Origin of the sequence: Longitalea luteola (assembly GCF_017356035.1) — a bacterium.
GTDB classification, from domain to species: Bacteria; Bacteroidota; Bacteroidia; order Chitinophagales; family Chitinophagaceae; genus Niastella; species Niastella luteola.
In genome coordinates, this window is the sequence record NZ_JAFIQX010000008.1 from 149,312 (window position 1) to 174,161 (window position 24,850).

Genomic DNA, 24,850 nt, shown 5'->3' on the forward strand with positions numbered 1-24,850 from the left:
CATTAAGCCTTTCGTATCCACGCAACAACATTACCTTCCCTGCCTTTAAATGTTACCACCTTTCCTCCTTTAACCTTTTCTTCTTTTCCAATTACCTGGCCGTTGCGGGCATCGAACCATTTCACCCTGAAACTGCCGGGCACATTGGTGAGATCAAGCTGCAGATCACCTTGTCCGTAAACGATGTAACTCCTGCCGGCATTCGCCAGGATATATTGTTCTTTGTTAGTACCGTCAACCGGTTTCATTGTTGCTGCTGCTGTCACCAAACCCGCATCAGCCATGGCAGGAATACTTGCCAGTGAACCACCGGCCATGAATACGGCCCAGCCATAATTATCATAGCTATCGCCGGAATAGATCACAGCCTTGCCGGCAAATTTATCACGGTATTCCCTAACAGCCCGGTATACCTGCTCAAAGGAAGTCTTTTTAGGTTTGAACTGGCGGGCCTGCTGGCGGGGCGCGAGATTTTGTCCGCCCGCAGGCGCATACGCGCTTCCATCCTGTTGATAATGCCAGTAACGGATATCAATAATGTCAACAACAGCTGCCCGGGTTGCATCGGCTAATACTGCATCCTGCACATCTTTGGTAGCACTTAACCCGATCAATACTTTTTTACCTGTTTCCTGCTCCCACTCTTTTATTACATCCAGCCAGAATTGTACAAAGTGCAAGGGCCCGGTGTACTCTGCGCTCGTCAGGTGTATGACACCGTTGTTGGCAGTAAAATTGTTCAGGCACTGGCGGATATAAGCCCGGTGCAGTTCACGGCGTACAGGATGTGTTACATCGTAGAACTGCTCGGCCATAAACACGCGCTTATCTCCTGCATAAGGCACCGGTTCGGGAAAACCGGTATTGTTAATATTGTTCACCGGGCGCCAGGGAAAATCAGCATAATGCGCGCCGGCTTCAATTATGTTATGTTGAAAATAATTTTGATGTACCAGTACCAGTCCTTTCTGATCGGCCAGATCGGCAAACTGTTTCAGGCGGCCCCAGTACCAGGGATTGTATTTAGTGAGGTCATATTTGCTGAGGCCATCCCAGGCAGTATCTTTTCCGCTGCGGGCAAAAGGCAGTTCATAAAAAGGCGCCCATACATCCCCATCGATGCGTCGGATGCGTTCATGGTCATCACGGCGACGATCATACCATAAGGCATAGTTCTGCTCAAAAGCTACCTGGTTATTTGCTTTCATGGAATCGGTGAGATCACAGAGATCATCGGTAAGGCCATTGCCTGTTTGGCCGGGGAGAAAACGGGTGATGGCCGGTTTTGATCTTGCCAACGCATAAGGGCGGGCGCTGCCGCTCCACCAGGGTGTTTCCACCCGTGTACCGGTCAAAACGGAATTTCCCCGCACCAGCCAACTGTTTTGTATTGCCATGGCCGGACCGGCTGCAACCGCTGCGGGTTGTTTAAAGCCAATTTCATCTATGGTCTTAACGCCGGCGGCAGTTACAGGTATCGGTTGCCGTTTGGCAGCCTCATCAATAAATGCCGAAACGGTGGGCTGCGGTTGTTTTGAGATGGCGGTCAATTCGGCGGCCTGTGCTACGGTCGGACTGCTGGTGGCGTTTGTTTCAATCAGCATCAACTGCACCCGGTTGCCGACAGCATCACCAATGCGTTCTTTTAACTGCGTATAGTACAGGCTGCGCGGGTCAATCGTATTGTTTGACTCATTCCAGTAACCGTCGCCGGCAAATTGCGCCCAGCTGCCAAACGACCAGTTCTGCGCTGTAGGCGGCTGGTAACAATCGATGCGGGCTGCAGAACAATTCCAAAGCACGCTGTTCGCGATATTCCAGCCGGCGCCATTACCATCCATGCCGCGGTTCAGGAAGCTGATGGCCTGTCCATCCATTGATACCAGGTCGAACAATACTCCGCTGGCCCAGCTGTCGATGCCACCACTGAAACCATACGCTCTGTAGGATTCACATTGCACAAATGCATTTGGACCGGGCGCACAGAAACCGGTGGCGAAATCATGGTTGCCATACTCGGCATACAAGCGCTGGAACAACGTTTGCTGTCCGGCGGTATAAAATGTATTACGACGCAGACCACCTATTTCTGAAACAGGGGCCAGCGATTTACAATCTTCAACAGTAATGCGTTTGGCGGTTTCGGCGACATATACGGCAGAACCGGCAAAATGCTCGAATACGACCTGCCGTACCCACGCATCGGCTGCATTGTCGATGGTGATCGCCATCCAGCGATGCGATTCGTCTTTAGGGTTGTTGGTATCATATTCGGATATACAACGCAGGTTCTCTACACCCACTTCCCCGATGCGGCCGGGCCAGGTATAGGAAGCGATCATGCCGCCGCCATACTGTTCATCGAGCGCTGTGGTGAGGGGTACATCCAACTGAAGGACGCCATTGTTTACAGCTGCAATGGTTCTGTCCCAATAAATATCGCGTTGACCGGGTTTCCAGCCCAATGCACTGATGCCACCGCCAAAATGAGCGGTACGCAGATCCTCGATCCAGTTAGCAGTAGAGGGGCGATGGATGATCACCTTATCCCCTGCTTTGAAATTATGGGGCGTGGCTACAGTCACGGTAGTACTGTTAACCGGGATGTATTTATCAGTGAGTTTGATTTCGGTTGTCGTTTGCCGGTCGTTCTTACCGGCGATGGTAATAAGGGTTTGCCGGTCATTACCGGTGCCTTTTACAATAGTGCCATTAGCGCCATAACCGCTGCCACGCAATACGACACCGGACGCGCGAATGACCAGTTGTCCGGCCACATCGTACTGGCCAGGTTGCAATAAAACAGCACCCCGAAGATTGTTCTTATCCAGGGGCAATGCCGAAACATAGTCCAGCGCTGCCTGAATACGCCGGGTTGCGTCGCCGGGCTTTACAGGAACCACTACACGAACGGGCACATCAGGAATGGCTTTATCACCGGCCTGATAACCACAAAAGGAGAAATCGGGAATACGGTTGCCGAGGGAATCGGCAACATAAGAAAGTTTACCTTTTACGTATGATAATGGCGGAACCGGTCGTTTTTTATCTTTCTGGGCGTAGCCGGCGCTGGCCACCAGCAACACGCCGATAATAAGAAATGATCTTATTATAATACTTGTTTCTGCATTTTTCCGTATCTGTATGTTCGATAAAAACATGGTGCCGAAAAATTAAAAATTTTGTTGGAGCCCCGTACTATGTACCGAGGACCCAACAATTGTGCGATACCAATTAACCAGCTGCGAATATATTAAATGGAGCTGACCTGCCGGGCAGACAAAAGTCCATCCGCCAGCTGGCTGATCAACCCCATACATCATCTTTCATGGCTGCTATAAAGAACAATTACTTCTTTGCCGTTTTGCTAATGTCGGGCTTCACGTTGCTCATCGGCACCACGCTGTTCAGGAACTCTTCAATGTTCGTGTAGCCGTCCTTGTTTCTATCCTGAGAAGCATCGGCTGCATTCCTGGGGTTCAGCCCATGTTTCACTTCCCACTCATCAGGCATACCGTCGTTATCGCTATCCTTATAGGGAGTGCCTTTGTATTCAGGATAACCGCCTACCTGTGCCGGATCGGTTATGATACCCATTTTATAAGAATCGATCGGCAATTTACGGTGCTCGAATTGTGTCGCTGGCAAAGGAACGCCTTCTTTGTAAGTAATCTTCCCTGTTCTTACCTGCTCTGCAATGCGAATGTCAACAGCGTCGCGTTTAGGTAAAGTGGCGCCTGCATTTTTAATTACATAATCATAGGCTTCTTTGGCCGGAACGATGGTGAGCTTCGGCATGGGCAGCGGCTCATGCCATTTGATGAAGTCGGTGTATTCGCCTGCATCTTTCTCATCTTCTACCTGCACACCACCGGCCCAGTTGTTCCGGGTAATGGCATCATAACCTTCCATAATATTTCCGTTCACATAAGCACGGCCATATACCTTGTATTTTAATTTACTGCGGCCGCTTTCAGGTTTCAGGAAGCGGTGACCCACCGGTGAGTTTTTAGGTGTCACCGGACCAGGTTTGTAGTAGTTGTTGATGAAATTATACATAGCGCGGTAGTCGCCTCCATCGCTTGAGCGGTGCATCCAGTTGAACACCACGTTATTTACGAAGTTGAAGGTACCATTCCAACCCACAGAAGGGTTGCGGCCGGTATTGTTAGCCCACATGTTGCGCATGAAAGTGCAGTTCTCACCGCCCAGGGTGCTGCCGAAAGAGTGATTATAGGTATCCAGCGCTTCTGCGAAAATCGAGTTCTGAATGGTAATATTCACTGTGCCCAGTTTTTGCTCGGCGCTACCGGTGCTGTCGTTGTACATGTGGCGGTACATACTCATATTCTCATCGAGGCCCCAGCTGGCAGATACGTGGTCGATCATGATGTTGCCAACGGGATTACCACCGATGGCATCATCGCGACGGCCAACATTGGTTTCGCCGCGACGGAAGCGCATATAGCGGATAACTACGTCGTGGGTATTGATCCAGACGGATTCGCCGGCGATACAAACGCCGTCGCCAGGCGCTGTCTGACCAGCAATGGTAATATAGGGAGCGCGGATGATCACCGGCGTTTTAAGGCGGATGATACCTGCTACATTGAATACAATAATACGGGCGCCGCCGGCTTCACAGGCTTCCCGGAATGTGCCCGGACCTCTGTCTTCCAGGCTGGTCACTACAAACACTTTTCCGCCACGGCCGCCAAAGCTATAGGCGCCGCCACCTTCTGCACCCGGGAAGGCCGGGATAGCTGCCTGCGGCAGGTCGTAAGGCCGTGCCGCCCAGGGAATGTAAGGTTTGCCCTGTTTGGCTTCCTGTTGAATAATGGGCAATGCTTTCGCCCATGCTGCATCAGAATGTAAACGTTCTGCTTCCATTAAAGAATCAGACCATTTCTTAACATCCTGCGGTATCTTGGGGTATTGGGCCAATACCGGAGTAGTTAATCCTACTGCAGAAACTAAAAGAAGGTTGCGAAAAATTTTCATACTCATCGTTAAATTAACTGTTCATGTATCAAAAGAGAAAAGGCACTTGCCGGCATCTCTATAAAAAACGTAGGGAGGATAAAATATCCTCCCTCTGCTTAAAATTTATTAAAACTGGCTGATCCATAATTGTTCTGTTGGTTTTTCCAGGATAGTTCACGGTCAATTAAAAGGGATCAGCTTTATTGCCGGAAAGATGTATAAGAGACGGTTCAAAAACACTTCCGGGTTGCACCTCATTAAGAATAATTGTATTTTTTACCCTTTTTATCCTTCTTTATTCAGGAAATTCATAATTTATCATTTTGTACTTACGATTTTGTTCAATAACGGCGGCATACTATTGGCATATCTGTTAACCACTCCTGAATTGGTTAAAGCGATGGTCTATCGTATACGCAATTACCGGGTTAAAACCGCAGCACGAAATGGTGTTATAATTTATCTGGATGGTTCAAAAATTATCATTACCGGAATATGGTAAGGAGAAGGGCGGCTTTATGCAATTAATTAACCGTGTTGAACTAGTATGTTAAAGAACTGAGGACTACTGATAGGGTAACATTTATCTCAATACTTAACATTTATGTTTTAATGATCGGGTTTTAAAGTCAGAGGGCATTTTGAAATGCCCTCTGATGATGTTTTTATTTTAAAGGATCGAATGTACCGGCTCCATGCAATCCATTCCAGCCTTGTGTTTGTTCAAGGTAAGGAGAGTTGTTGATAGCGGTCTCATTGAAACCAAAGAAATAATATTCTTTATACCAGGTAAACTTCCAGTTGTTGGAGGGATCAGCATCTGTCTTCTCTATAACTTCAAAGTAATTATCATACAGGTAATCAAGATACTGGTCCTGGGTAGTGATACCAGCCGGGAAAGCTACAGGCTCACGATCGATCAGAATATTGCCGTCATTCTGTGGCTTGAACATAGGATCCTGCTTGTTACTGCCTACGAATTTAGTACCATCGAGCTTTTTCACGTAAATGAACAAGCCGCTCCTTCTAGTGCCCTGCAGCGGTTGTACTCCCAACCTTGCAGTGGTACCGAACTCATTTGTGAAGAGCATCCAACGTCTGAGGTCAAAGAAACGTTTGCCTTCAAATGCCAGTTCAATTTTTCTTTCATTCAATACAGCGGCAAAAGCTGCATCACGGCCACTAATACTTCCCAAGCCATAATTGTCTGCACTTTCAATGCCGGCTCTTTTCCTGATCTCAACGACCTGATCGATGCCTTCCTGTATATTGCCAATGCCTATCGCACATTCTGCCAGGTTTAACAACACTTCAGCAAAACGGAGTTCCATGAAATCAGTACCGCTGTTAGCGAAATTACTGTTTGAGTTGCTGGCGTTTGCGGCTGTAGCTTTCCTCACATAAATTCCGGTGGTATTGGCTCCTTTCAACTCAGTAGTAACAGTAGGCGTAGCAGCATTGGCTTTATCATGCCATCTGTAGGTCCAAACACGCCACCTGGGATTCTGGGCATATGGCCACAGAGCGCCATTGTAAGCAAAGGTTTTATAGAAGCGGGGATCCCTGTTCTTGTAGAACTTTTTAGGATCATACGTATAGCTGGATGCACCGGGCGCTTTCCCGTCTTTCATAGGGAAGGCATCCATAATTTGCTTGCTCGGATTCAAACCACCATTTCCATTTATCTCTTTAGGGCGGGCTGAATTTTCCCAGCCATTCCATTTTTGTATCTGGTCAGACAATACGTTGTTAAATCCAAATACCAGCACTGCTTCGGGATTATTCACCTCTTGCTGGAACATATTATCCCATGCGGTACCATCGCTCAGGTTACCTGATTTAAATAAGCCAAAGCCATTTGCTTCCAGTATTTCTTTTGCTTTCTTATTAGCATCATACGCTCTTTGCCAGCGGGCTACGTCATCGTTCCGGTTGAACTGCGGGCTTGCCCAGGTTAGTAGTACACGGCCTTTTACAGCAGCAGCTGCGCCACTGGTGATCCTTCCCCAGTCTGCATTAGCTGTTGAGATCCATTTACCAGGCAGCATGGCTATTGCAGAATCCAGGTCAAGGCAGATCTGTTCAATACAAGCCGAGGTAGAGCTCCGGGGAACTTTCAGATCGTCTTTTTCAAGTGATCCCACTGGGTCCTGCGCATGCAACACCAAGGGAACACCTCCATACAACCTTACCAGGTCGAAATACTGCCAGCCACGCCAGAAGTATAATTGGCCTTTTAATCTCGTTCTTACATCTGCCGGCAACCCATATTGGTCTATATTATCCAGAAACAGGTTGATCTGCCTGATGCGCGTCCACGTGTTATTACCAGTGCTGGTGCCCAGTATTGGTCCAAAATAGTTCAACGCATGTGGATTCAAATAAGAGACGGTGGCCCATTCTCTATTCCAGTTGGTTTGGCCAGGAAACTCATCCGTGGTTTGTGCGAACTGAATATTATTGGTTGCCAGGTTCCACGAAAGGGATTGGGCGTTGCTGGGGGCCTGAAACATACCATATACAAAATCAACATAGGCCTGAGCCAACACCGAATCCTTAAAGACCTCTTCATTCACCCCGCCAAGGTCCCTCTTTTCTTCCAGGAAATCTTTTTTGCAGCTCGTGAAGCCAGTCAGTAAGGAAGCTGCTATAATTAAAACTTTATTTTTAGTCGTCATTTTTACAAGCATTTCGTTTTTCAATTCTTTACGGTTTGCTGTTCTATTAAAACACCATGTTCACACCCAGTGAATAAGTCCTTAAGTTCGGGTACGCATCATAGGCGCCTTCCGGAGCTTTATAGCTATAAGGATTAAAGAGGAACATCGGATTCAGAATGGTGAACGCTACGCGCGCACTGTTCATACGTGCCAGACTAACGATCTTTTTAGGAATTGAATAGTTGAGATTTACATTCCGAACGCCCATCCTGAAGGCACTCACCTTCCAGAAATTCGATCTTGGTGTAAGGCTTACAGCCTGCCAGTGGGGGTTAGGCATATTTCCTGTGGGATTGAGCACGGGATCATAAATATTTCCCCAGATAGCTGGACGGCTATAATATCCATTAGAGATGTTGTTACTCATTTTTTCTCTGGCGTTACCATCAATTTCTGCCCAGCCGCCGAAAGAACCAGAAAGTACAACATCGAGTGATAGACCTTTATAACCTGCTTTCAAAGTGAAGCCTAAGCCGTAGTGGTTCTCAGCTCTTTTAGCCAACTGGATCTGGTCATTCTCGTTGATGATGCCATCAGGGCCTTCGAAGGTGCCGTCGGCATTCATCGCGCCTCTTACATCCCGGTAATACAACATACCAGGTCTCAATTTATCGGCCGTCACGTTATCGTCGGCGTCATCGCTCAAAGCAACTTCCTTAATACCGTATTTGTTTACATAGGCATCAATTTCAGCCTGGTCTTTGAACATGCCCAGTACATCATATCCCCACACACCGATATCGCTGGATTGTCCAGGTTTTGCCACCCATGGTTTCAGGATCTCTACATCATTGAAATTACCGCGTTTCCATTTGTTATCATACCAGGTAAAACGAGCGTCAATACCATAGGTAAAGTCCTTGCCGATATTGTCGTTCCAGCCTAAACCTATTTCATAACCAAAGAAGTCCATTTCACCCCAGTTCTCAGCAGCGATCGATCCACCTACTGTTAAAGGAACACCTTGTGTCAATTCCATCAACAGATCAGTTCCTTTGTTATAGAAACCCTCAATGGTAGCAGACAAACGGTTATTCAGGAAACGGGCATCGATACCTACGTTATTTTTCCATTCACTGCTCCATTTTGCATTTCTGTTTGGAGACTGCTCCATTTTCATACCGGTTGATGCACCTGTATTTGACACTCCACCAAATACAGCACCTTTGCCGTTCTGAAAGGTATAACGTTGACGCCACAACCAGGCTTTGGTATCGTCTTTACCTAATAAGCCGGTTGAATACCGAAGTTTCAGGAAATTTATTTTATCTGAATGGAAAAAGTTTTCATTAGAGATCACCCAGCCGGTTGATAAAGAATAGAATTTGCCCCAATAATTTTCAGGTGCGAAGTGGGTAGAGGCATCGGAACGGAACAGGAACTCTGCCAGGTATTTATTGGCATAGGCATAATTCAATCGGCCAATATAACCCAGGGTTCCGGATTCCTGACCTACTGTTTTACCGTCAATGGCACCAAATGCGCTACCAAATTGCCCATTCGTTGATGCAACGGGCGACTCTTTCCATACATCAGCCTGGCGCGATTCGGCTTCTCCTCTTTCTACAGAGAACAATCCGCTTATGCTATGTTGACCGAAGGTTTGGGCATAGCTAACGATAAAGTTCAACTGGTTCGTTTGCCCATCAGTGCTGCTATAGTAGAGGCGGTTTCCATTTTGGTATTGTGTTCCTGGCAAAACAGGTTTTACGCCATATGTATCATAAATATGGCCATTGGCGCCATTTGTCAGGAAGTTATACAAAGTATATTTCGTTCCCACCTGGGTACCATTGCTATTGGTGAAGTAGCGGGCATAGTTAACTCTTGCTTTCAAGCCTTTGATCCAGGGCAGTTCATACTCGGCATACATATTTAACATCAGCGTCTTGTCCTTAGTTTGAGCAATGTTCCTGAGGCGCTGAATTTCACCAAAGTGATATTGAGATACTTTATCGGTACCGCTATTGCCGCCGGGCGTTCTTACGGCATAGCCATCTATGTAATCCGGAATATAACGGGGTGTTAATAACAGGTTCTTGTAATCATCGTCTTCAGCTTCGCTGGCCACTTTATTGAACGTTTTTTTCAGGTCACTCCAGTTACCGGATAGCTGGATACCGGTTTTTAAACCTGTAGCCACATTCACATCGGCACCAGCCCGGAATGTCCATTTTCTATAATCAAGGTAACCCAGATTACCATCCTGTTCATAGTAAGATGCGCCGGCAAAATAGGTAGCTCTTTCGGATCCCCCACTTACGTTCATCGTGTGGCGCATATTATAAGCTGATCTCCACTCGGGCTGCAGCCTGTCGTAGTTGATCGTTTTAAAATGCTCCAGTTCATCCTCAGAAAAGAATTTGTCCTTGTTTGGTTGTGCATTTTCGCCATTGGGTCCGTTCATAATATTATAGTACATGGCATACTCATGTGCACTCATCATTTTGGTGCGGTACACTTCGTCATTCACCCCGTATGAACCACTGTAGCTGAATTTGGGCGCGCCTGCTTTACCACGCTTGGTAGTAACGATGATAACGCCATTTGCAGCCCTTGACCCATAAATAGCGGCAGCACCATCCTTTAATACCGAAATGCTTTCCACTTCAGACGGATCAAGATTAGCAAACTGCGTATTGTCATTCTTACCATCTGGAGTAACCTGTATTACTCCATCGATTACATATAAGGCATCCGTTGTACCACCATCTTTTGAAAATGTAGCCGGATTTCTGATCGTAAGATTAGCTCTCGCTCCCGGACGTTGTGTACCTCCGCTAACCCCCAAACCAAGAATGCGGCCCTGTAAGGCAGCGCCCAGGTTACCCACCGGCAGGTCTTCAATTTCTTTGGCCTTCATCGTTTCAACGGCGCCGGTCAGGTGGGCCTTCTTTTGCACACCATAACCTACCACGATCACATCGTCCAGTTGAACGTTGGCTTTGCTCAGGGTCACGTCAAGCGTCGGTTTATCGCCTACTTTAAAGGTCTGGGCGGTAAAACCGACAAAGCTTACCGTAACAGTAGCATCGTTGGTTACATCCTTTAATTTAAACTCCCCTTTTGCATCTGTTGTAGTGCTTTGTCCCGATCCCATTACCCGAATGGAAACACCCGGTAAAGGTTCACCTGATTCTTTATCGGTAATTTTACCGGTGACATCTCTTGTCTGGGCGAAGGCGCCCACCGACAACAGCAACAGCAGGATAAAAGAGGGAAAAAATTTTTTCATTTGTTGCAGATTCATACAGCATTAGTTTTTAGGACTGAGAAAACTTTTTAGCAATCTTTTTACTGGGGTTTACGTCTACAGTGTAAAACATACAATTTTAGATGAAATGTATTTTTCGTTATGTGTAAATAAGACATTAATACTAATCTCTAACAGAAATTACTTACCATCAGGTAAGTTATTTACTTTGCTTCGCGGCTTCTCTTTTCTCCTTTAACCGCTGCTGCCATGCTTTTTCCTCTTTCTTCATATCGATGCCGGCTTTAGCCAGGTAGTTATTGATCCGGCCTTTATATTTTCCAAACACCGCATGTTTCTTTTCTGAAGATTCGGCATCCATCGCCTTCTCCCGCGCTTCGGTTAACCAGCTAAGGATCTGCGCCTTCTGCTCTTCCGTCAATGAAGGGATCATATCCTTGTAAGCACTATAAGTAACGTTCAACACGTTGTACGTCATTCCATTCTTAATTTCATCTATTTGTTGGGAAGTGCAATGGGCAGACAGTTTCTTCAGGTAGGCTTTGTGTAATTTAGCCAGGTCTTTTTCAGAACGCGCCTGCAGCTTTTCAATAGCTGCTTTATCTTTTTCAGTAAGCCCGGCTCCTTTTGCTTTTATGTCTTTGATCTTTGCGTTACGGGCATCATGAATGGCACTTAACGCCATATACTGATCGGCAACAATGTTGGTTACCTTATTATTGAAGACACTATCTGTACTCTGTAACGCTGCAACGATCTTGGCTGCTCTTTTATTAATTACTTCTCTGAATTCTTCTTTCGTTTGTGCGGGAGATGTTTGTGCAACGGCGAGGGTCACAGACAATAACATCATCAACAATGTTACCGTCATTAGCAAAAGGGATAAACTACCTGTGCGTTTCATATATGACAAGATTACTCTGAACTAACGGTGCAGGCCCGAAAGTCATTTATTATTTAATACGTATGGTTGTTATAGTCCGTGTTACTGTACTATGCGTATGTACAATCCGGTATTGGGTAAACAGTTTGCTACGCTCTCTGGATTGGTTTATGAACCTGGATAATTCAAGCGTGGGTACTTAGCCTGTCTTGTTGATTAGTGTAGATTGCGCATGGAGTGTTTTTGGGATGTCCGGGTATTGCGCTTGTGATAATTTCTGCCGGAAAAGAAGGCCATATCATACAGTGCGAATAAGAAAGACCGGGCAAGCAAAAACGCTTCATATGCTCAATCGTTTAAAAAGCTTCAGAATACAATGGATATCAGGACTCACTTAACCAATTTTTTCAAACACATTGTTATCTGTTTGTTATTCATTTTACCTCAATAAAGGTACAGGCGACCCTATCTGTAAACAATGTAAGGTTTCACTAAATTGATGGAATATTTTACTATTTTTTGTTAGTCACCTGCATCGCTTTATCGTGTGCGTTTATTGTGTCTGCAAGACAATATTTGCAGTTGGCAAACCAGGCGATTTTATGGCCAACCTGATCTTACCTGCTTTCGGTTTCGATTGTATGATGGCAAGGCATAATCCGTTGTAAGCCTTGTGGGATGCAGCTTTAAAGGATTCCAGACTGGCCGGATACCCATTATCCATGCCTGCCAAAACGCCCTCACCTGTAATTTCTACAGTTATTTTATTGTCGGCTTCCGGCACGAGGTTCCCGTTTTTATCTACTATTCGAACGGTGACAAACGACAGGTCTTTTCCGTCGGCATGGAGGATTTTTTTATCCGGCACGATTTCCAACCGGGCGGGCGCACCCGCTGTATTGATGATTTTTGTGGCTACTGTTCTGCCATTTTTCCGCGACACCGCCTTCAACGTGCCGGGCTCATATTTCACCCGCCATTGTACGTGAAAATCAAGTGGTTGTTTTTTACGAACACCCAGCGAACGGTCGTTCAGGAACAGCTCTGCCTCATCGGCATTATTATAATATGCCCACACATCCACTTCCTTACCGGCTTCCCAGTTCCAGTGCGGGAAAACATGCAACACTGTTTTATTGGTCCATTCGCTTTGATACATATAATAGGCATCCTTCGGAAAACCAGCCAGGTCAACAATGCCATAATAGGAACTTCTTGCCGGCCATGGATAGGGTACCGGCTCGCCGAGAAAATCGAATCCCGACCATACGAATAACCCTGAAATAAATTCATGCTGTTTCACGATCCGCCAGGTTTGTTCATGGGTAGAACCCCAGTAGGCCGCTACCTGGTCATATGCCGATACAGAATAATCGGGGTTGCCGTTCTGCACAAATTTTTGTCCTTTTAACGGCCAGAAGCGCATCGTATCTGATGGCATATCATAATCACCGCGGCTGGCCAGGGCCGACATGGTTTCGGCAGCAATGAATTTCTTACCAGGATACCTTGTCGGCACTTCGGGATAGATCTGCTGGTTGTAGTTCAACCCCAACAGATCGAGCGCATTTGCCTGGTACATAAAATTCTTCGTAGTATCTGTTTCGGTGAGCGCTGCGGTTACCGGCCTGGTTGTATCCAGTTGTTTCACTATGCCCACCAGTTTGCGGGTGAGGGCAATGCCGGTGCTGTCAAATTGTTCCCTGATCTCGTTCCCGATACTCCAGATGATCACTGAAGGATGGTTACGGTCTCTTTTAACCATATCTTCCAGGTCCTGCTGATGCCATTTATCAAAATCAATATTGTAATCAAATTTGTTTTTTTTCTTATGCCACATATCAAAGGCTTCATCCATCACCAGGAAACCCATTTTATCGCAGAGATCGAGAAATTCCGGCGCCGGCGGATTATGCGCCGTACGAATGGCATTACAACCCATCTCCTTCAGGATCTGTAACTGACGCTCCATGGCCCGCACATTAATGGCAGCGCCCAAAGCGCCGAGGTCGTGGTGCATACATACCCCGAGGATCTTCGTTTGTTTGCCGTTCAGGAAGAATCCTTTCTGTACATCGAACCTGAAATGCCGGATGCCAAATGACGTTGTATATTCATCCACCGTTTTTCCATTTACCACCACACGGGTTACTGCTTTATATAAGTACGGCTTCTCCACTGACCATAACTGCGGATTGGCAACGTTGGCAGTATAAGTAATAGTTGACTTTCCGGCCGGCCAGCTGCTATTCGTTGAAGCCGGTGCTGCTTTTGCTACCAGTTTACCAGCGGCATCATAAATATCGGTGTACACGCTCCCCTGCCCTGCTTTACCGGTGCTGTTATTCACCACCGATTGTATTTGAACGGTGGCGCTTTTGTCGCTCACAGCTGGTGTGGTAATAAAGGCGCCCCACTGATCAATGGCTATCTTATTAGCCACTACCAACCGCACATTCCGGTAAATGCCTGAACCGGTGTACCACCGGGAGCTGGGTTGCAGCGAATTGTCGACGCGTACGGCGATCACCTGTTGTGCTGTTCCAGGTTTAAGATAAGGGCTTACATCATACCTGAATGAACTATAGCCATAAGCGCGTTTGCCTAAATAATGGCCATTCACCCATACTTCGCTGTTGCGGTACACACCATCGAACTCTATAAATACATGTTTATCTTTTGCAGTGGCCGGCAGCGTAAAGGTTTTACGGTACCAGGCAATACCGGTTGGTAAGGCAGCCTGGTTGTGCGTACCCGGATGCTTTTCATTGAAATCTCCTTCAATGCTCCAGTCATGCGGCACATCAAGCGTTCGCCAGCTTTTATCGTTATAACCTGCTTCTTTGGCTATAGCCGTATCGCCTAACCAGAACTTCCAGTTCTTATTGAAATCGATAATGGTACGGCTGTGCTGTTGCGAGAATGCGCTTACACACAATAACGTCAACAATGAAGTATAGAATGTTCTTTTCATTTAATGGTTTTAATCGTATATAGTAGTTACCGGTTGCCGGTTGCCAGTTACCAGGGGCGCGGCCTTTGTCTTTAAATTCCCGGTAACCGGGAACTGGTACCCGGGAACTTGTAAACCTTATCAATTCAATCAAACTTGTCAACTTTATCAACTTGCCCACATGGCTATGGTTTGAAACCGTGACACGCTGTGCAACTACCTAACAAAGTCAAGATTGCTCTTACCAAGATCCTTCGAAGTAGCTACGGCAATACCGCGCTGGTCTTTATTGTTAACGCCGCAATAAAAATGATACACGATGCCGTTATGTTTTACAACAAATGATTTATGAGCAAAGCGTTCGTCATAAGGAACAGATGACTCGATCAGGTTATCCCCTTTCCAGTCGGTCCAGTTTACGAGATCATAAGAACAGGCAAAACGGTTGAAAGCGCCTTTGCGATCTTCCCAGAATGCCCCGAAATAGAACATGACATACAAATCACCGATCTGCTGAATAACCGCATCCCCGGTTATCCCCACAGGATGATGCACCACCGGTTCGGTTTGAAAGCGTTTCCAGTTCACCATATCGTTCGACACCGCCATACCAATGCGTTCGAACCAACGCGTTTTTTTATTGTCAACAGCCGTATCGCCATTGGCATTGTAATACATGACGAACGGATAACCCGTGATCTTTTTCTTATCCCAGATCACGGAGCTTTTAAATTGCTTTTTATTTTCCCACCAGCGCACATCAGCGTCTTTGGATGACAACACAGGTTTTGGCAGGCGTTGCCATTCGTGCGGTTTGGAAGGATCTTTGGTAGTATAGGCCATGCCGATCGACAACAGCCCCGCCTCATAACCGCGGGCATTGCCACCGAAGTACGACATCCAGTATTTTTTATTGAAAGGCTGCCACTGATAGCTGCCGCCCCACTCCATATCCTGCAACGCAATATACCCGGCCTTCTGGTGGGCATCCCACAAAGTAGTGTCCTGTGAAAAGGACATTAACCGGCCCTTGGTTGTCCAATGCAGCAGGTCTTTACTTTGCGCCAGCCAGGTTTCGTACCCCCGGCCATCGAAGATGATGTAGGTCATGTACCAGCTGTTGCCTTTGCGGAAAACGGTGGGACAATCAAGTTTTTTTTCATTGTTGGCAGGAACCACTACCAATCCATATTTAAAAGGCGTTTTTACTTGTTCATACACTGACTGCATCACTGAATCGGGTACCGTTACAGCAGCTTTTTGCGCCCGGGCTGTCATAATACATAGCTGCAGAAAAATAATCGCCAGACTCTTTTTCAAAATCATTGTTTTAGTAGTAAGAGATGATGCCAATCGACTCCTATAGATGTGGCTGCCGGAAAAAACGTGGCATGCAACATCCATTTTTGCAAAGATATAAGCGTAGATAATACATTTATACAACTAATTCCGGCTAACACCCGTCTAATAATAATCTAATTATAGAATAGACCCTGTTTTATTATTTTTATCGCTCATAAACTTGCGTTAAATCAAGTCATCATGAAAAAAACTGGCCCAAGCCCTATTTTCGCCATAGCCGCACTCATTATGCTGATCTCACTGTCAGCATTTAAATATACAAAAGCGCAACCAATTGCTTTTCCCGGTGCTGAAGGATATGGCAAATATGCCACTGGTGGCCGCGGTGGCAAAGTAGCCATCGTTACCAATCTGCAAAATGATGGTCCGGGCAGTTTACGGCAGGCACTGGCCGCATACCCTAATGAGCCGCTTACCGTTGTTTTTCAGGTTTCAGGCATCATTGAACTGAGCTCGCCACTGATCCTGAAAAGATCGAATGTGACCATTGCCGGACAAACAGCGCCCGGTGATGGCATCTGCCTCAAAGGAAATTCTTTTGTGATCAATGGCGCCAATAAAGGCGGCAACCACGGAAATATCGTCATCCGCTACATCAGATCGAGGCCGGGCAGCAATTATTCAAAAGGTGTTTACGGCCTGGACATAGAAAATTGCCATGACATTATTATTGACCATTGCTCTTTCAGCTGGGCCAATGAAGAATGTGTGGCTGCATACGATGTAAAGAACATCACCATTCAATGGTGTATTATCAGCGAAGGATTGTATGAAGCCGGTCATCACAAGGGGCACCGCTCCTACGGCGGTGTTTGGGGCGGACAATACGCTTCTTTCCACCACAACCTGTTTGCGCATTTGAATAACCGCGTTGTTCGCTTCAATGGCGCACGGGCGCATGATACCATAGCGCTTGTCGACTATCGCAATAACGTTAATTATAACTGGGGCAATGCAAATGCCTGTTATGGCGGCGATATAAAACTCGCCGGCGGCGTGTCCCGGGTGAATATCGTGAACAATTATTATCAACCCGGACCTGCTACCGACGATAAGTTAAAATTCCTGCAGGCCTGGTCATCAAAGAATCCTGACAACCGGGTTGGACAATGGTATGTTGCCGGTAATGTGATGCGGGGCAACAAAGACCTTTCAAAAGATAACTGGAAAGGCGTTGATCTTTCCAGGATACCCGACAGCAGCCGCGCACTGGCAAGAGTGGATACACCCTTTGCCGTTATGAAGCTGAGCCGCATACAAACTGCCAAAGAAGCTTATAATGCCGTTCTGGCCGGCGCGGGCGCTACCCTGCCGAAAAGAGATTCCACTGATATCCGGATCGTTTACGAAGTGCAGCATAAGATCGCTTCGGGAAAAGGAGTGTTTGGCAAGGCCGGCATCATTGACAGTCCTGCTGCGGTAGGCGGCTGGGCTACGTATAAAACGGGACCTGTTCCAACCGACAGTGATAAAGATGGGATGCCCGATGCGTGGGAAACGATGAACAAACTAGATCCGAAGGATCCTGCTGATGGTAATGTGGTTAATGATAAGGGCTATACTAACCTGGAACTGTACCTGAATAGTTTGGTTACCAATAAGTAAAGGAGTAACTTGTGAACGGCAGACGGCAGACGTGAAATGTGAAACGTGAAATAGCCTCCCAATCATAAAGACCAAAAATTATTATGCAGCCTCAATAATTACCTACTGCATTCATAAAAAATGCTCAACACGAAATTCGCGTTGAGCATTTTTAGTTTGAAGACCTTTCAGGTGCACAATAACGGCGTTTTGCGTTATGTATTTTGTATTTCCATTATCAAATTATCACATTATCACGTTATCATATTGCTTACTGAACATCTACGCCTCCTATCCCCACTCCTTCCGCATCCGTTGCCGTTATGCGAACAATATACTTCCCGGCATTGATCATGGAGCCGGTGGTAGTGGTAATATAATTCCATTTGCCCTCACGGGTGGTGGTAAATTCCATGGGTTCGGTTTTCATTACCGTACCATCTGCCTGCAGCAATTGCCAGCTGGCCTTTTTGGTTGCGGTCAACGGATTGTAATACCGGAAAGTCAGTGAATATACGTCTGCTACGCCCACGTTGATCGTGATATCAACCTGCGTGCCGGCCGGTTTGGTAAATACTACCGACTCGCGTTTGTTAATGGTTTGGCGTATACTGCCATCACCGGTTGTTACGGCCTTCTCCATTTTATAGCCCGTAGTAGGTTTCTGATCGAAAGGCGGTTGTAAGGTAGTTACCGGTTTTACGATCACGGAATACATCCTGCCATTATCGCCAGTTCCATTGGAGCCTAAGGTCACCACAGCGTTTGCAGCAAAACGTTTACGGTATACCTTAAAATTGGTTTCTCTTATATTCTGTATTGTCGTTTTTGTATCCTCATACGCTTTCATCCACGCTGGTAATTGAAGGGTACTATCCATGGCAATGAACACATCTGCATCGTCTGTTACCATAAAAGATGCCCAGTTATCTGACACTTTACCTGCCGCACTAACAGGCATCTGTATCCATTCAGCACCATATAAAGTAGGGGGTAATGCGGTAAAGGCAATGGCACTGTCAGCATATTGCTGATCCCCTGTATTCAACCAGGTAAACGCCTGTAGCCTTTTTGCCAGCGAGGTGTCGGCCATTGTTATTTTACCGATCAATGCAGCAGCAGGTGGGGCAGCCTTTGCTTTTTGTTCTTTCGTTGCAATGGCAATGGCAGAGATGATCGCCTGTCCGGCCTTTATGCGTGGAAATGAAATTTGTAATTGTCCACCAGTCACATGCACGTTCACTACTTTCTTCACGGCCCGGTCATGCCCCGCTTCTGCCCAAAGGTCCAGGTCTTTGATAACTGTTTTGTTATTAACGGCTACGTCGAATACCCGCCAACCTTTACAATCGAGGCCGCCGCCGGTGCCCCACCAGGGTTCGGTAAAATATAATTCAACCCGGTATTCACCATCAGGCACCGGGAATTCATACCGCAGCTGTTGCAAACCGTAGCGGAAACTCTGGAACAATGGCCAGTCGGTAGTGCCGGCAATGGGATCATAAGTTTGGCGCTGACTGGCATAGAATGCCGGCATGCCGGGGAATTGCTTTGTCCACGAAAGAGAACCCCAGGTATTGGAAGTCTTTTTCTCCCGGTCGGCCAGCCACATATGACCATTGCTGTCTTTATAATCAGGGCCGCCGCAGTTGACGCGGTATAAATAGTTACCCCACCCGCCCGCTGAAGGAGGAGCCAGTATCCCCTCAGCTTCCGCGGAAGACGACGACTGCTTATTGTTCCTGTAAAACGCATTAAAGTTTGGTGATTGTGGCAGGTATTGCAACACAATATAATCTTCCGCCACTTTCTTTCCTTTCACATACCCAACTGCATACAATACGTTGTATTTAATATCAACGCCATCCCATTTAAAATGCGTACCGATGCCATTGCGGGTACGTTTGCCCAACGAAAGTTTATTTACATCATTGAAGAGCTCCACTTCATCGCAATTGGAGTACACGACAATTCCGTCTTTTTTGCCGGGGCTTGTCCAGCGGCCGGGCCAGGTATGTGAAGTTATGTATACCATGGGCTCTTTTTCCTTGGGAGCATAATTGGCGCGGAACATATAGAACACATCCAGTGGTTCTTCCCAGGGCGTCAACAAGCCTTTATAGTTCACCGGCCCGATGCGGTCGAGCTCGCGATACCCTTCCCCGCTTTGCACGCGGCCCGGGTTATCGTGCGAGGTATAGAGCCAGAAGAAATGCCCGCAGGTACTGTCCCTCACTGATTCGGCTAAACGTACTTTCATTTCCATCAGTTGCGTCATGCGGTCTTCACTTACCGGACCGTTCTGCACAAACCCGCCTTCGGTGTGCAGGTCGAGTGTGCGCCAGGCGCCGTATTCGCCGATCAATTGTTGGCGGATCACATCACTGGCATAGGTGGCAGGGTTGCCACCATAGGTGCCCGTCCAGTTCTGCGGTACATCCCAGTCGGTACCCTCACCACCATTACAGGTAGTTACTTTTCGCTGCGACGAAGCTGTTGGATCCAGTTCCCTGATCAACTCGGTGCATTCGCGCGCGAAGTCTTCCGGTATTTTGCTTTCATTCTGCAAACCCCATAAAACCAGGGACGGACTGTTACGCCTTTCTATCACCCATTCTTTGAGCAGGGTTTTAAAATTATTCTTAAACTCAGGCGTGTTGTACCAAACGTGGGCCGAGAGCTGGGTCCACCAAAGGATGCCCATACTATCAAGCAGATATTGATACCGCAGGTTATGCGGCTGATGCGCATCGCGGAAGGCATTAAAACCTACCGCTTTTATCTGTTGCACGCGGGCGCGAACAGCCTGATCGCTGAAAGCATGGCCGGCGCCTATCAAATGTTCGTACTCGGCAACGCCATTGATGAAGACCGGTTTTCCATTCAGGTAAAACTGTTTGGAGCTGCCTGCTCTGCCAACAGGCCAGCTGATCCACCGGATGCCATACGGCGTTTCCATAGCATCCACCACCTTGCCGTTCTCAAGTATTTCTGTTACCAGGGTATAACAATACGGATCGGTCAAAGACCACAGGTGTGGTGTTTTTATTTCAGGCAATTGCTGTTTTACTTCTATGGTTTTTCCAGGTTGCAGGGAATTGTTAGCAGCTGTTCTTACCACCAGTTGCCGCGCCTTGTTCAGGAGGCGTTGTTGAATGGTAATGGTAACGGCTTTATTGCTGTAATTCTTTACGGTAGTTGCCAGATGCAGTTTCGCCGACTTTTCCGACACCGCGGAATCATTCCAGATATGCACACCAAAGGGTTCTACCCGCACTGCGTTCGTCGTAATTAAATGTACCGGCCTGAAAATACCCATCGGCTGCGAACCTTCACTAAAGCCACGTTCGTCGGAGCAGCCGCCGCACACCCAGGGCAGGGTGTTGATATTGGCCGGATGATCGGCGCGCACCGCCAACAGATTCGGTTTGCTATTATCTACAATGAGATCAGTAACGTCGAGGGTAAAGCTGGTTCTGCCGCCGGCATGCGTTCCTGCTTTTTTACCATTCACCCATACCGTAGCAAAGGAACCCACGCCTTCAAACCATAAAAAATAACGTTTGTTCTTCTCCTTACGGGGCACCGTAAACGTTTTTCGATACCAGGCGTAACCATGGCGGTTACCATGATGCAGGCGGCGGTACCCTTCATACTGATCCCAATTGTGGGGTACATTCACCGGCTGCCAGCCAGTGGTTTTATACGATGCATTTTCGAACCCATCATATGCCTGCTGGTTGGTATCATTGGCGATGGAGTACCAGTTGTCATTCAGGGAAACATCAACGCGGCTACTCACCCGCCCTCCCGCCGAAGCAGGGAAATGAATCGTTTGCGCCGACGCGCTACAGGCGCCTAATAGTGATAAGAGAACTACAAAACTTTTTATTTTTCTTTGAAACATTATATTCCTTTTAATTTTTCAAACAGGCTGATCATGCTACTTATCCGGCTTTCACAGCCCATTGCACGCTGCTTATTGCCTATTCGTTTTCAGACTTCCATTAAACACATAGCTGCCACCTCTCTTTGTAGCGAATTTAACTTCCTGACTGCCATATTTGAGGTGACAGAAATTACCGCTTCTGGAGGAAACTTTTACCTGCTGTAATTTTCCCTGTTTCCATGTCAGATCCAATACAAAACCACCGCGGGCGCAAATACCTTTCACGGTGCCTTCAGCTAATTCAGCAGGCAATGCCGGCAACAGTTCAATGACGCCGGTATGACTTTGAATGATCATTTCGGCAATACCGCTGGAACCGCCAAAATTGCCATCGATCTGGAAAGGCGGATGCGCATCGAACAGGTTATTATACACGCCGCCTCTTTCCCGACCGTTATCATCAATCGCCGGCGTAAACAAATTCTTTATCATCAGTAGGGCATGATCACCTTCTTTGAACCGCGCCCACACATTCACTTTCCAGGCAAGGCTCCAGCCCGTACCACCGTCTCCACGATAGATCAGTGACTGCCGGGCCGCTTTCATCATGGCAGAATCTTTCCAGGTAATGTCGGAGCCAGGGTATACGCCCCACAGATGCGAAATATGCCGGTGTTGGTTCTGCACTTCGTCAATGTCTTCCATCCACTCCTGCAACTGGTTGTGCTTACCAATTTTGTTAGGCGCTATTTGCGTGATCAGCGCTTTCAGCCTGTCGGCAAAAGCGGCGTCCTTGTTTAAAATGGCTGCTGCCGCAATGGTATTCTTAAACAGTTCGCGAATGATCTGGTGATCCATGGTTGGCCCAGCCACCAATCCACCCTGTTCAGGGGAATTGGAGGGAGTGCTGATCAGGTAACCGGTTTTGGGATCTTTCACGAGGAATTTTTCAAAGAATTGGGATGCGGCCAGCATGTTGGGATATTGCGCCCGCAGGAAAGCCGTATCCTGGGTGAACAGGTAATGTTCCCAGATGTGCAGACACAACCAGGCGGCGCCAGTGACCCAGATGCCATGGTTACTCGCATTGATGGGCGCCGTACCCCGCCACAGATCGGTATTGTGGTGCAGCACCCAGCCGGGTGCGCCATAATGTTCCTTGGCAGTAATTGAACCAGCCTCAGCCAGTTCATTGATCATTTGGAACAAAGGCTGCGCACAGGCAGCAAGGTTCAACACTTCTGCAGGCCAGTAATTCATTTCCAGGTTGATGTTGGTTGTATACTTACTGCCCCAGGGAGGAGTTAACAGGTCATTCCAGATGCCCTGCAGGTTGGCCGGTTGGGTACCTGGCCTTGATGAAGAAATGAGCAGGTAACGGCCATACATGACGAACAACGACACCAGTGAAGCATCGTCCTGCATAGTGAACTTACGGATGCGCTCATTCGTAGGTAAGGCGGCATTTTTACCGGCAGGCACGGTAAAACTAAAAGTTCCGGCCAGCTGCCGGTATTCCTTTAGATGCGCCGCTTTGATCGTATTATACGGAATATGCTTTATTTGTGCCAATGCCGCTTTACATTTAGCTTCCGGATCGCCGGATACATCTTTATAATTTACAAAACTGGTGGCGGCCACGAAATAAAAATTCGCTTCAGTAGCATTTTGCAGGTGGATGGCAGTATCGCTTACTGTGAGCTTGCCACCGGTAGCTGTTGCATAGAGATAACCTACTCCTTTTAAAACCCCGTTGCTCACCTGTAGCGATAAAGAAAGTGTATGATCATCGATCTTTTTTACTATATATTTTTTATGGGGCGACTGCAATACGGCCTGTAACGACAGGGCGGCAGGTTTACTGGCCGTCAAATGCGCCACCAGGCATTGGTGCGGGGCACTGATAAAATACTCACGGTTATAGCTAGTGCCGTTTGCGGTATAGGAAACTTTGGCAAGGGCATTTTCTATGTCTAGCGAGCGCTTGTAATTGGAGCTGTTATTGCCATGGGCGAAGCGGAAATACAGGTCGCCGAAAGGCAGGTAATCGGCTTCGTAGCGCGGCATGGCCGGCGGGTTCTCGTCCTGGACGAAAAACTTCCAGGGATTCACCAATGCGGCTGTATCTGTATCGCCCCCTTCCGGATAAACCACCAGTGTTCTGGCCGTTCCTTTTACACCTGTAAATCCACCTTTATCAAAAAAATTGATCACCTGAACGGCCACGGTATTTTTTCCTTCTTTAACCAGGGCCGCCGGAATGGTATATTTTCTCTTTTTGCTGATGCCTTCATCGTGGCCTACCAACTTACCATTTACATAGGAGTAGTCAACATCGCGGATCCGGCCCAGGTCGAGCACCAGGTTCTTTCCCAGCCATTTGGCCGGCACATTAAAAGAGGTGCGAAACCAGAGTGCGCCATCGGTGCCCATCAGGCCGGTGCGCTCCCAGCCTTCCAGTGTTGGCAGTACCATGGTTGCCCAGTTGTTGTCGTTATAATCTGCAGCAGCCGGCGCGGTTTGTTGTACCATGGCTTTAAACCAGGCGTCTTTTTGCAAAGCGTAGGTGCTGTCGTCGGGATCTTTTACCGCCATAAAATATTTCTCGCCCATTGCTTCCGCTTCTTTTTGTTTGCCTTCGGCCAGTAACTGGCGGATGGGCTGCAGGTATTGTACAGCGCCGGTGCGGGCGTAAGTACGCGGACGGCCGCTCCACAACGTTTCTTCATTCAGCTGGAAACGTTCTTCTGCCACTCCGCCGAAGACCATGGCCCCCAGGCGTCCATTACCGAGGGGCAGCGCGTCTGTCCACGCGGCCGCCGGTTGGCGGTACCAAAGAGAAAGCGGCTGCTGTTGTGCTGTTACCGGGGTGAACGGACTAACAGCTGTTAACAAAAAAGAATAACGAAGCAATGTTTTCAGGTGCATATGTACAAGATATATGGGTGATAAGACGGAAATGGAAGGATCCGGGTTGGCAAGATAGTTTAAAGTTCACAGTTTAAAGTTCACAGTTTAAAGTTCACAGTTTAAAGTTCACAGTTTAAAGTTCATAGTTCCCGGCGTCGAAAAAAGCGTTAAAAAGACATTAATGTTATCAGTTAACAGTTTCTGGATCCAGTAGCCGGTTATCAGTCGCCGGTTACAGGTTCCAGGTTCCATGTTTCAGGGAGCCGTTAGCAGGCTTTGCGTTTAAAGAATAAAGCCCTGTAACCTGCATCCTGAAACCTGTAACACTCCGTTTCATATTGGTATCTGGCAG

At 47.4% G+C, this 24,850-nt stretch carries 10 protein-coding genes; 1 reads left to right on the forward strand and 9 read right to left on the reverse strand.

All coding sequences use genetic code 11. From position 1 onward, the window contains the following. Positions 1-2: 2 nt before the first annotated feature. The 7 genes from JUB15_RS19190 to JUB15_RS19220 form a co-directional block, all read right to left on the reverse strand. The gene (locus JUB15_RS19190) at positions 3-3,161 is read right to left on the reverse strand and encodes a DUF6298 domain-containing protein (protein WP_207514176.1); all 3,159 of its coding nucleotides are present in this window, start codon (positions 3,159-3,161) and stop codon (positions 3-5) included. Between the two features lie 187 nt (positions 3,162-3,348). Further along, a complete protein-coding gene (locus JUB15_RS19195) occupies positions 3,349-5,001 on the reverse strand; it encodes a polysaccharide lyase (protein ID WP_207514177.1) in 1,653 nt (550 codons plus the stop codon). A gap of 647 nt (positions 5,002-5,648) precedes the next feature. Continuing rightward, the gene (locus JUB15_RS19200) at positions 5,649-7,661 is read right to left on the reverse strand and encodes a RagB/SusD family nutrient uptake outer membrane protein (protein WP_207514178.1); all 2,013 of its coding nucleotides are present in this window, start codon (positions 7,659-7,661) and stop codon (positions 5,649-5,651) included. Between the two features lie 46 nt (positions 7,662-7,707). Continuing rightward, positions 7,708-10,953 (reverse strand): SusC/RagA family TonB-linked outer membrane protein, encoded by a 3,246-nt coding sequence (locus JUB15_RS19205; RefSeq protein ID WP_207514179.1) that lies wholly within the window; start codon positions 10,951-10,953, stop codon positions 7,708-7,710. Positions 10,954-11,116: 163 nt separating this feature from the next. Next, complete coding sequence (locus tag JUB15_RS19210; RefSeq protein WP_207514181.1) at positions 11,117-11,821, reverse strand: DUF3826 domain-containing protein; 705 nt, start codon at positions 11,819-11,821, stop codon at positions 11,117-11,119. A 532-nt stretch (positions 11,822-12,353) separates the two neighbouring features. Next, positions 12,354-14,774, reverse strand: a complete 2,421-nt coding sequence (galB, locus tag JUB15_RS19215; protein ID WP_207514183.1) for a beta-galactosidase GalB — start codon at positions 14,772-14,774, stop codon at positions 12,354-12,356. 195 nt (positions 14,775-14,969) lie between these two features. Continuing rightward, complete coding sequence (locus JUB15_RS19220; protein WP_242696429.1) at positions 14,970-16,079, reverse strand: glycoside hydrolase family protein; 1,110 nt, start codon at positions 16,077-16,079, stop codon at positions 14,970-14,972. A 216-nt stretch (positions 16,080-16,295) separates the two neighbouring features. Here JUB15_RS19220 and JUB15_RS19225 point away from each other — a divergent pair, with 216 nt between their 5' ends. After that, positions 16,296-17,720: a pectate lyase family protein gene (locus JUB15_RS19225; protein WP_207514184.1), complete on the forward strand. Its 1,425-nt coding sequence runs from the start codon at positions 16,296-16,298 to the stop codon at positions 17,718-17,720. A 250-nt stretch (positions 17,721-17,970) separates the two neighbouring features. On the opposite strand, the gene JUB15_RS19230 is transcribed toward JUB15_RS19225, so the two are convergent. Beyond that, complete coding sequence (locus tag JUB15_RS19230; RefSeq protein ID WP_207514186.1) at positions 17,971-21,606, reverse strand: malectin domain-containing carbohydrate-binding protein; 3,636 nt, start codon at positions 21,604-21,606, stop codon at positions 17,971-17,973. Between the two features lie 72 nt (positions 21,607-21,678). Further along, positions 21,679-24,516 carry a glycoside hydrolase family 95 protein gene (locus JUB15_RS19235; protein ID WP_207514188.1) on the reverse strand — a complete coding sequence of 946 codons (2,838 nt, stop codon included), beginning with the start codon at positions 24,514-24,516 and terminating at the stop codon, positions 21,679-21,681. Between the last annotated feature and the right edge of the window lie 334 nt (positions 24,517-24,850).

Coding starts and splice junctions, on each gene's coding strand:
- galB (WP_207514183.1), bottom strand. CDS start 14,774: ATGAAAAGAACATTCTATACTTCATTGTTGACGTTATTGTGTGTAAGC.
- JUB15_RS19205 (WP_207514179.1), bottom strand. CDS start 10,953: ATGAATCTGCAACAAATGAAAAAATTTTTTCCCTCTTTTATCCTGCTG.
- JUB15_RS19210 (WP_207514181.1), bottom strand. CDS start 11,821: ATGAAACGCACAGGTAGTTTATCCCTTTTGCTAATGACGGTAACATTG.
- JUB15_RS19235 (WP_207514188.1), bottom strand. CDS start 24,516: ATGCACCTGAAAACATTGCTTCGTTATTCTTTTTTGTTAACAGCTGTT.
- JUB15_RS19220 (WP_242696429.1), bottom strand. CDS start 16,079: ATGATTTTGAAAAAGAGTCTGGCGATTATTTTTCTGCAGCTATGTATT.
- JUB15_RS19190 (WP_207514176.1), bottom strand. CDS start 3,161: ATGTTTTTATCGAACATACAGATACGGAAAAATGCAGAAACAAGTATT.
- JUB15_RS19225 (WP_207514184.1), top strand. CDS start 16,296: ATGAAAAAAACTGGCCCAAGCCCTATTTTCGCCATAGCCGCACTCATT.
- JUB15_RS19200 (WP_207514178.1), bottom strand. CDS start 7,661: ATGACGACTAAAAATAAAGTTTTAATTATAGCAGCTTCCTTACTGACT.
- JUB15_RS19195 (WP_207514177.1), bottom strand. CDS start 5,001: ATGAAAATTTTTCGCAACCTTCTTTTAGTTTCTGCAGTAGGATTAACT.
- JUB15_RS19230 (WP_207514186.1), bottom strand. CDS start 21,606: ATGTTTCAAAGAAAAATAAAAAGTTTTGTAGTTCTCTTATCACTATTA.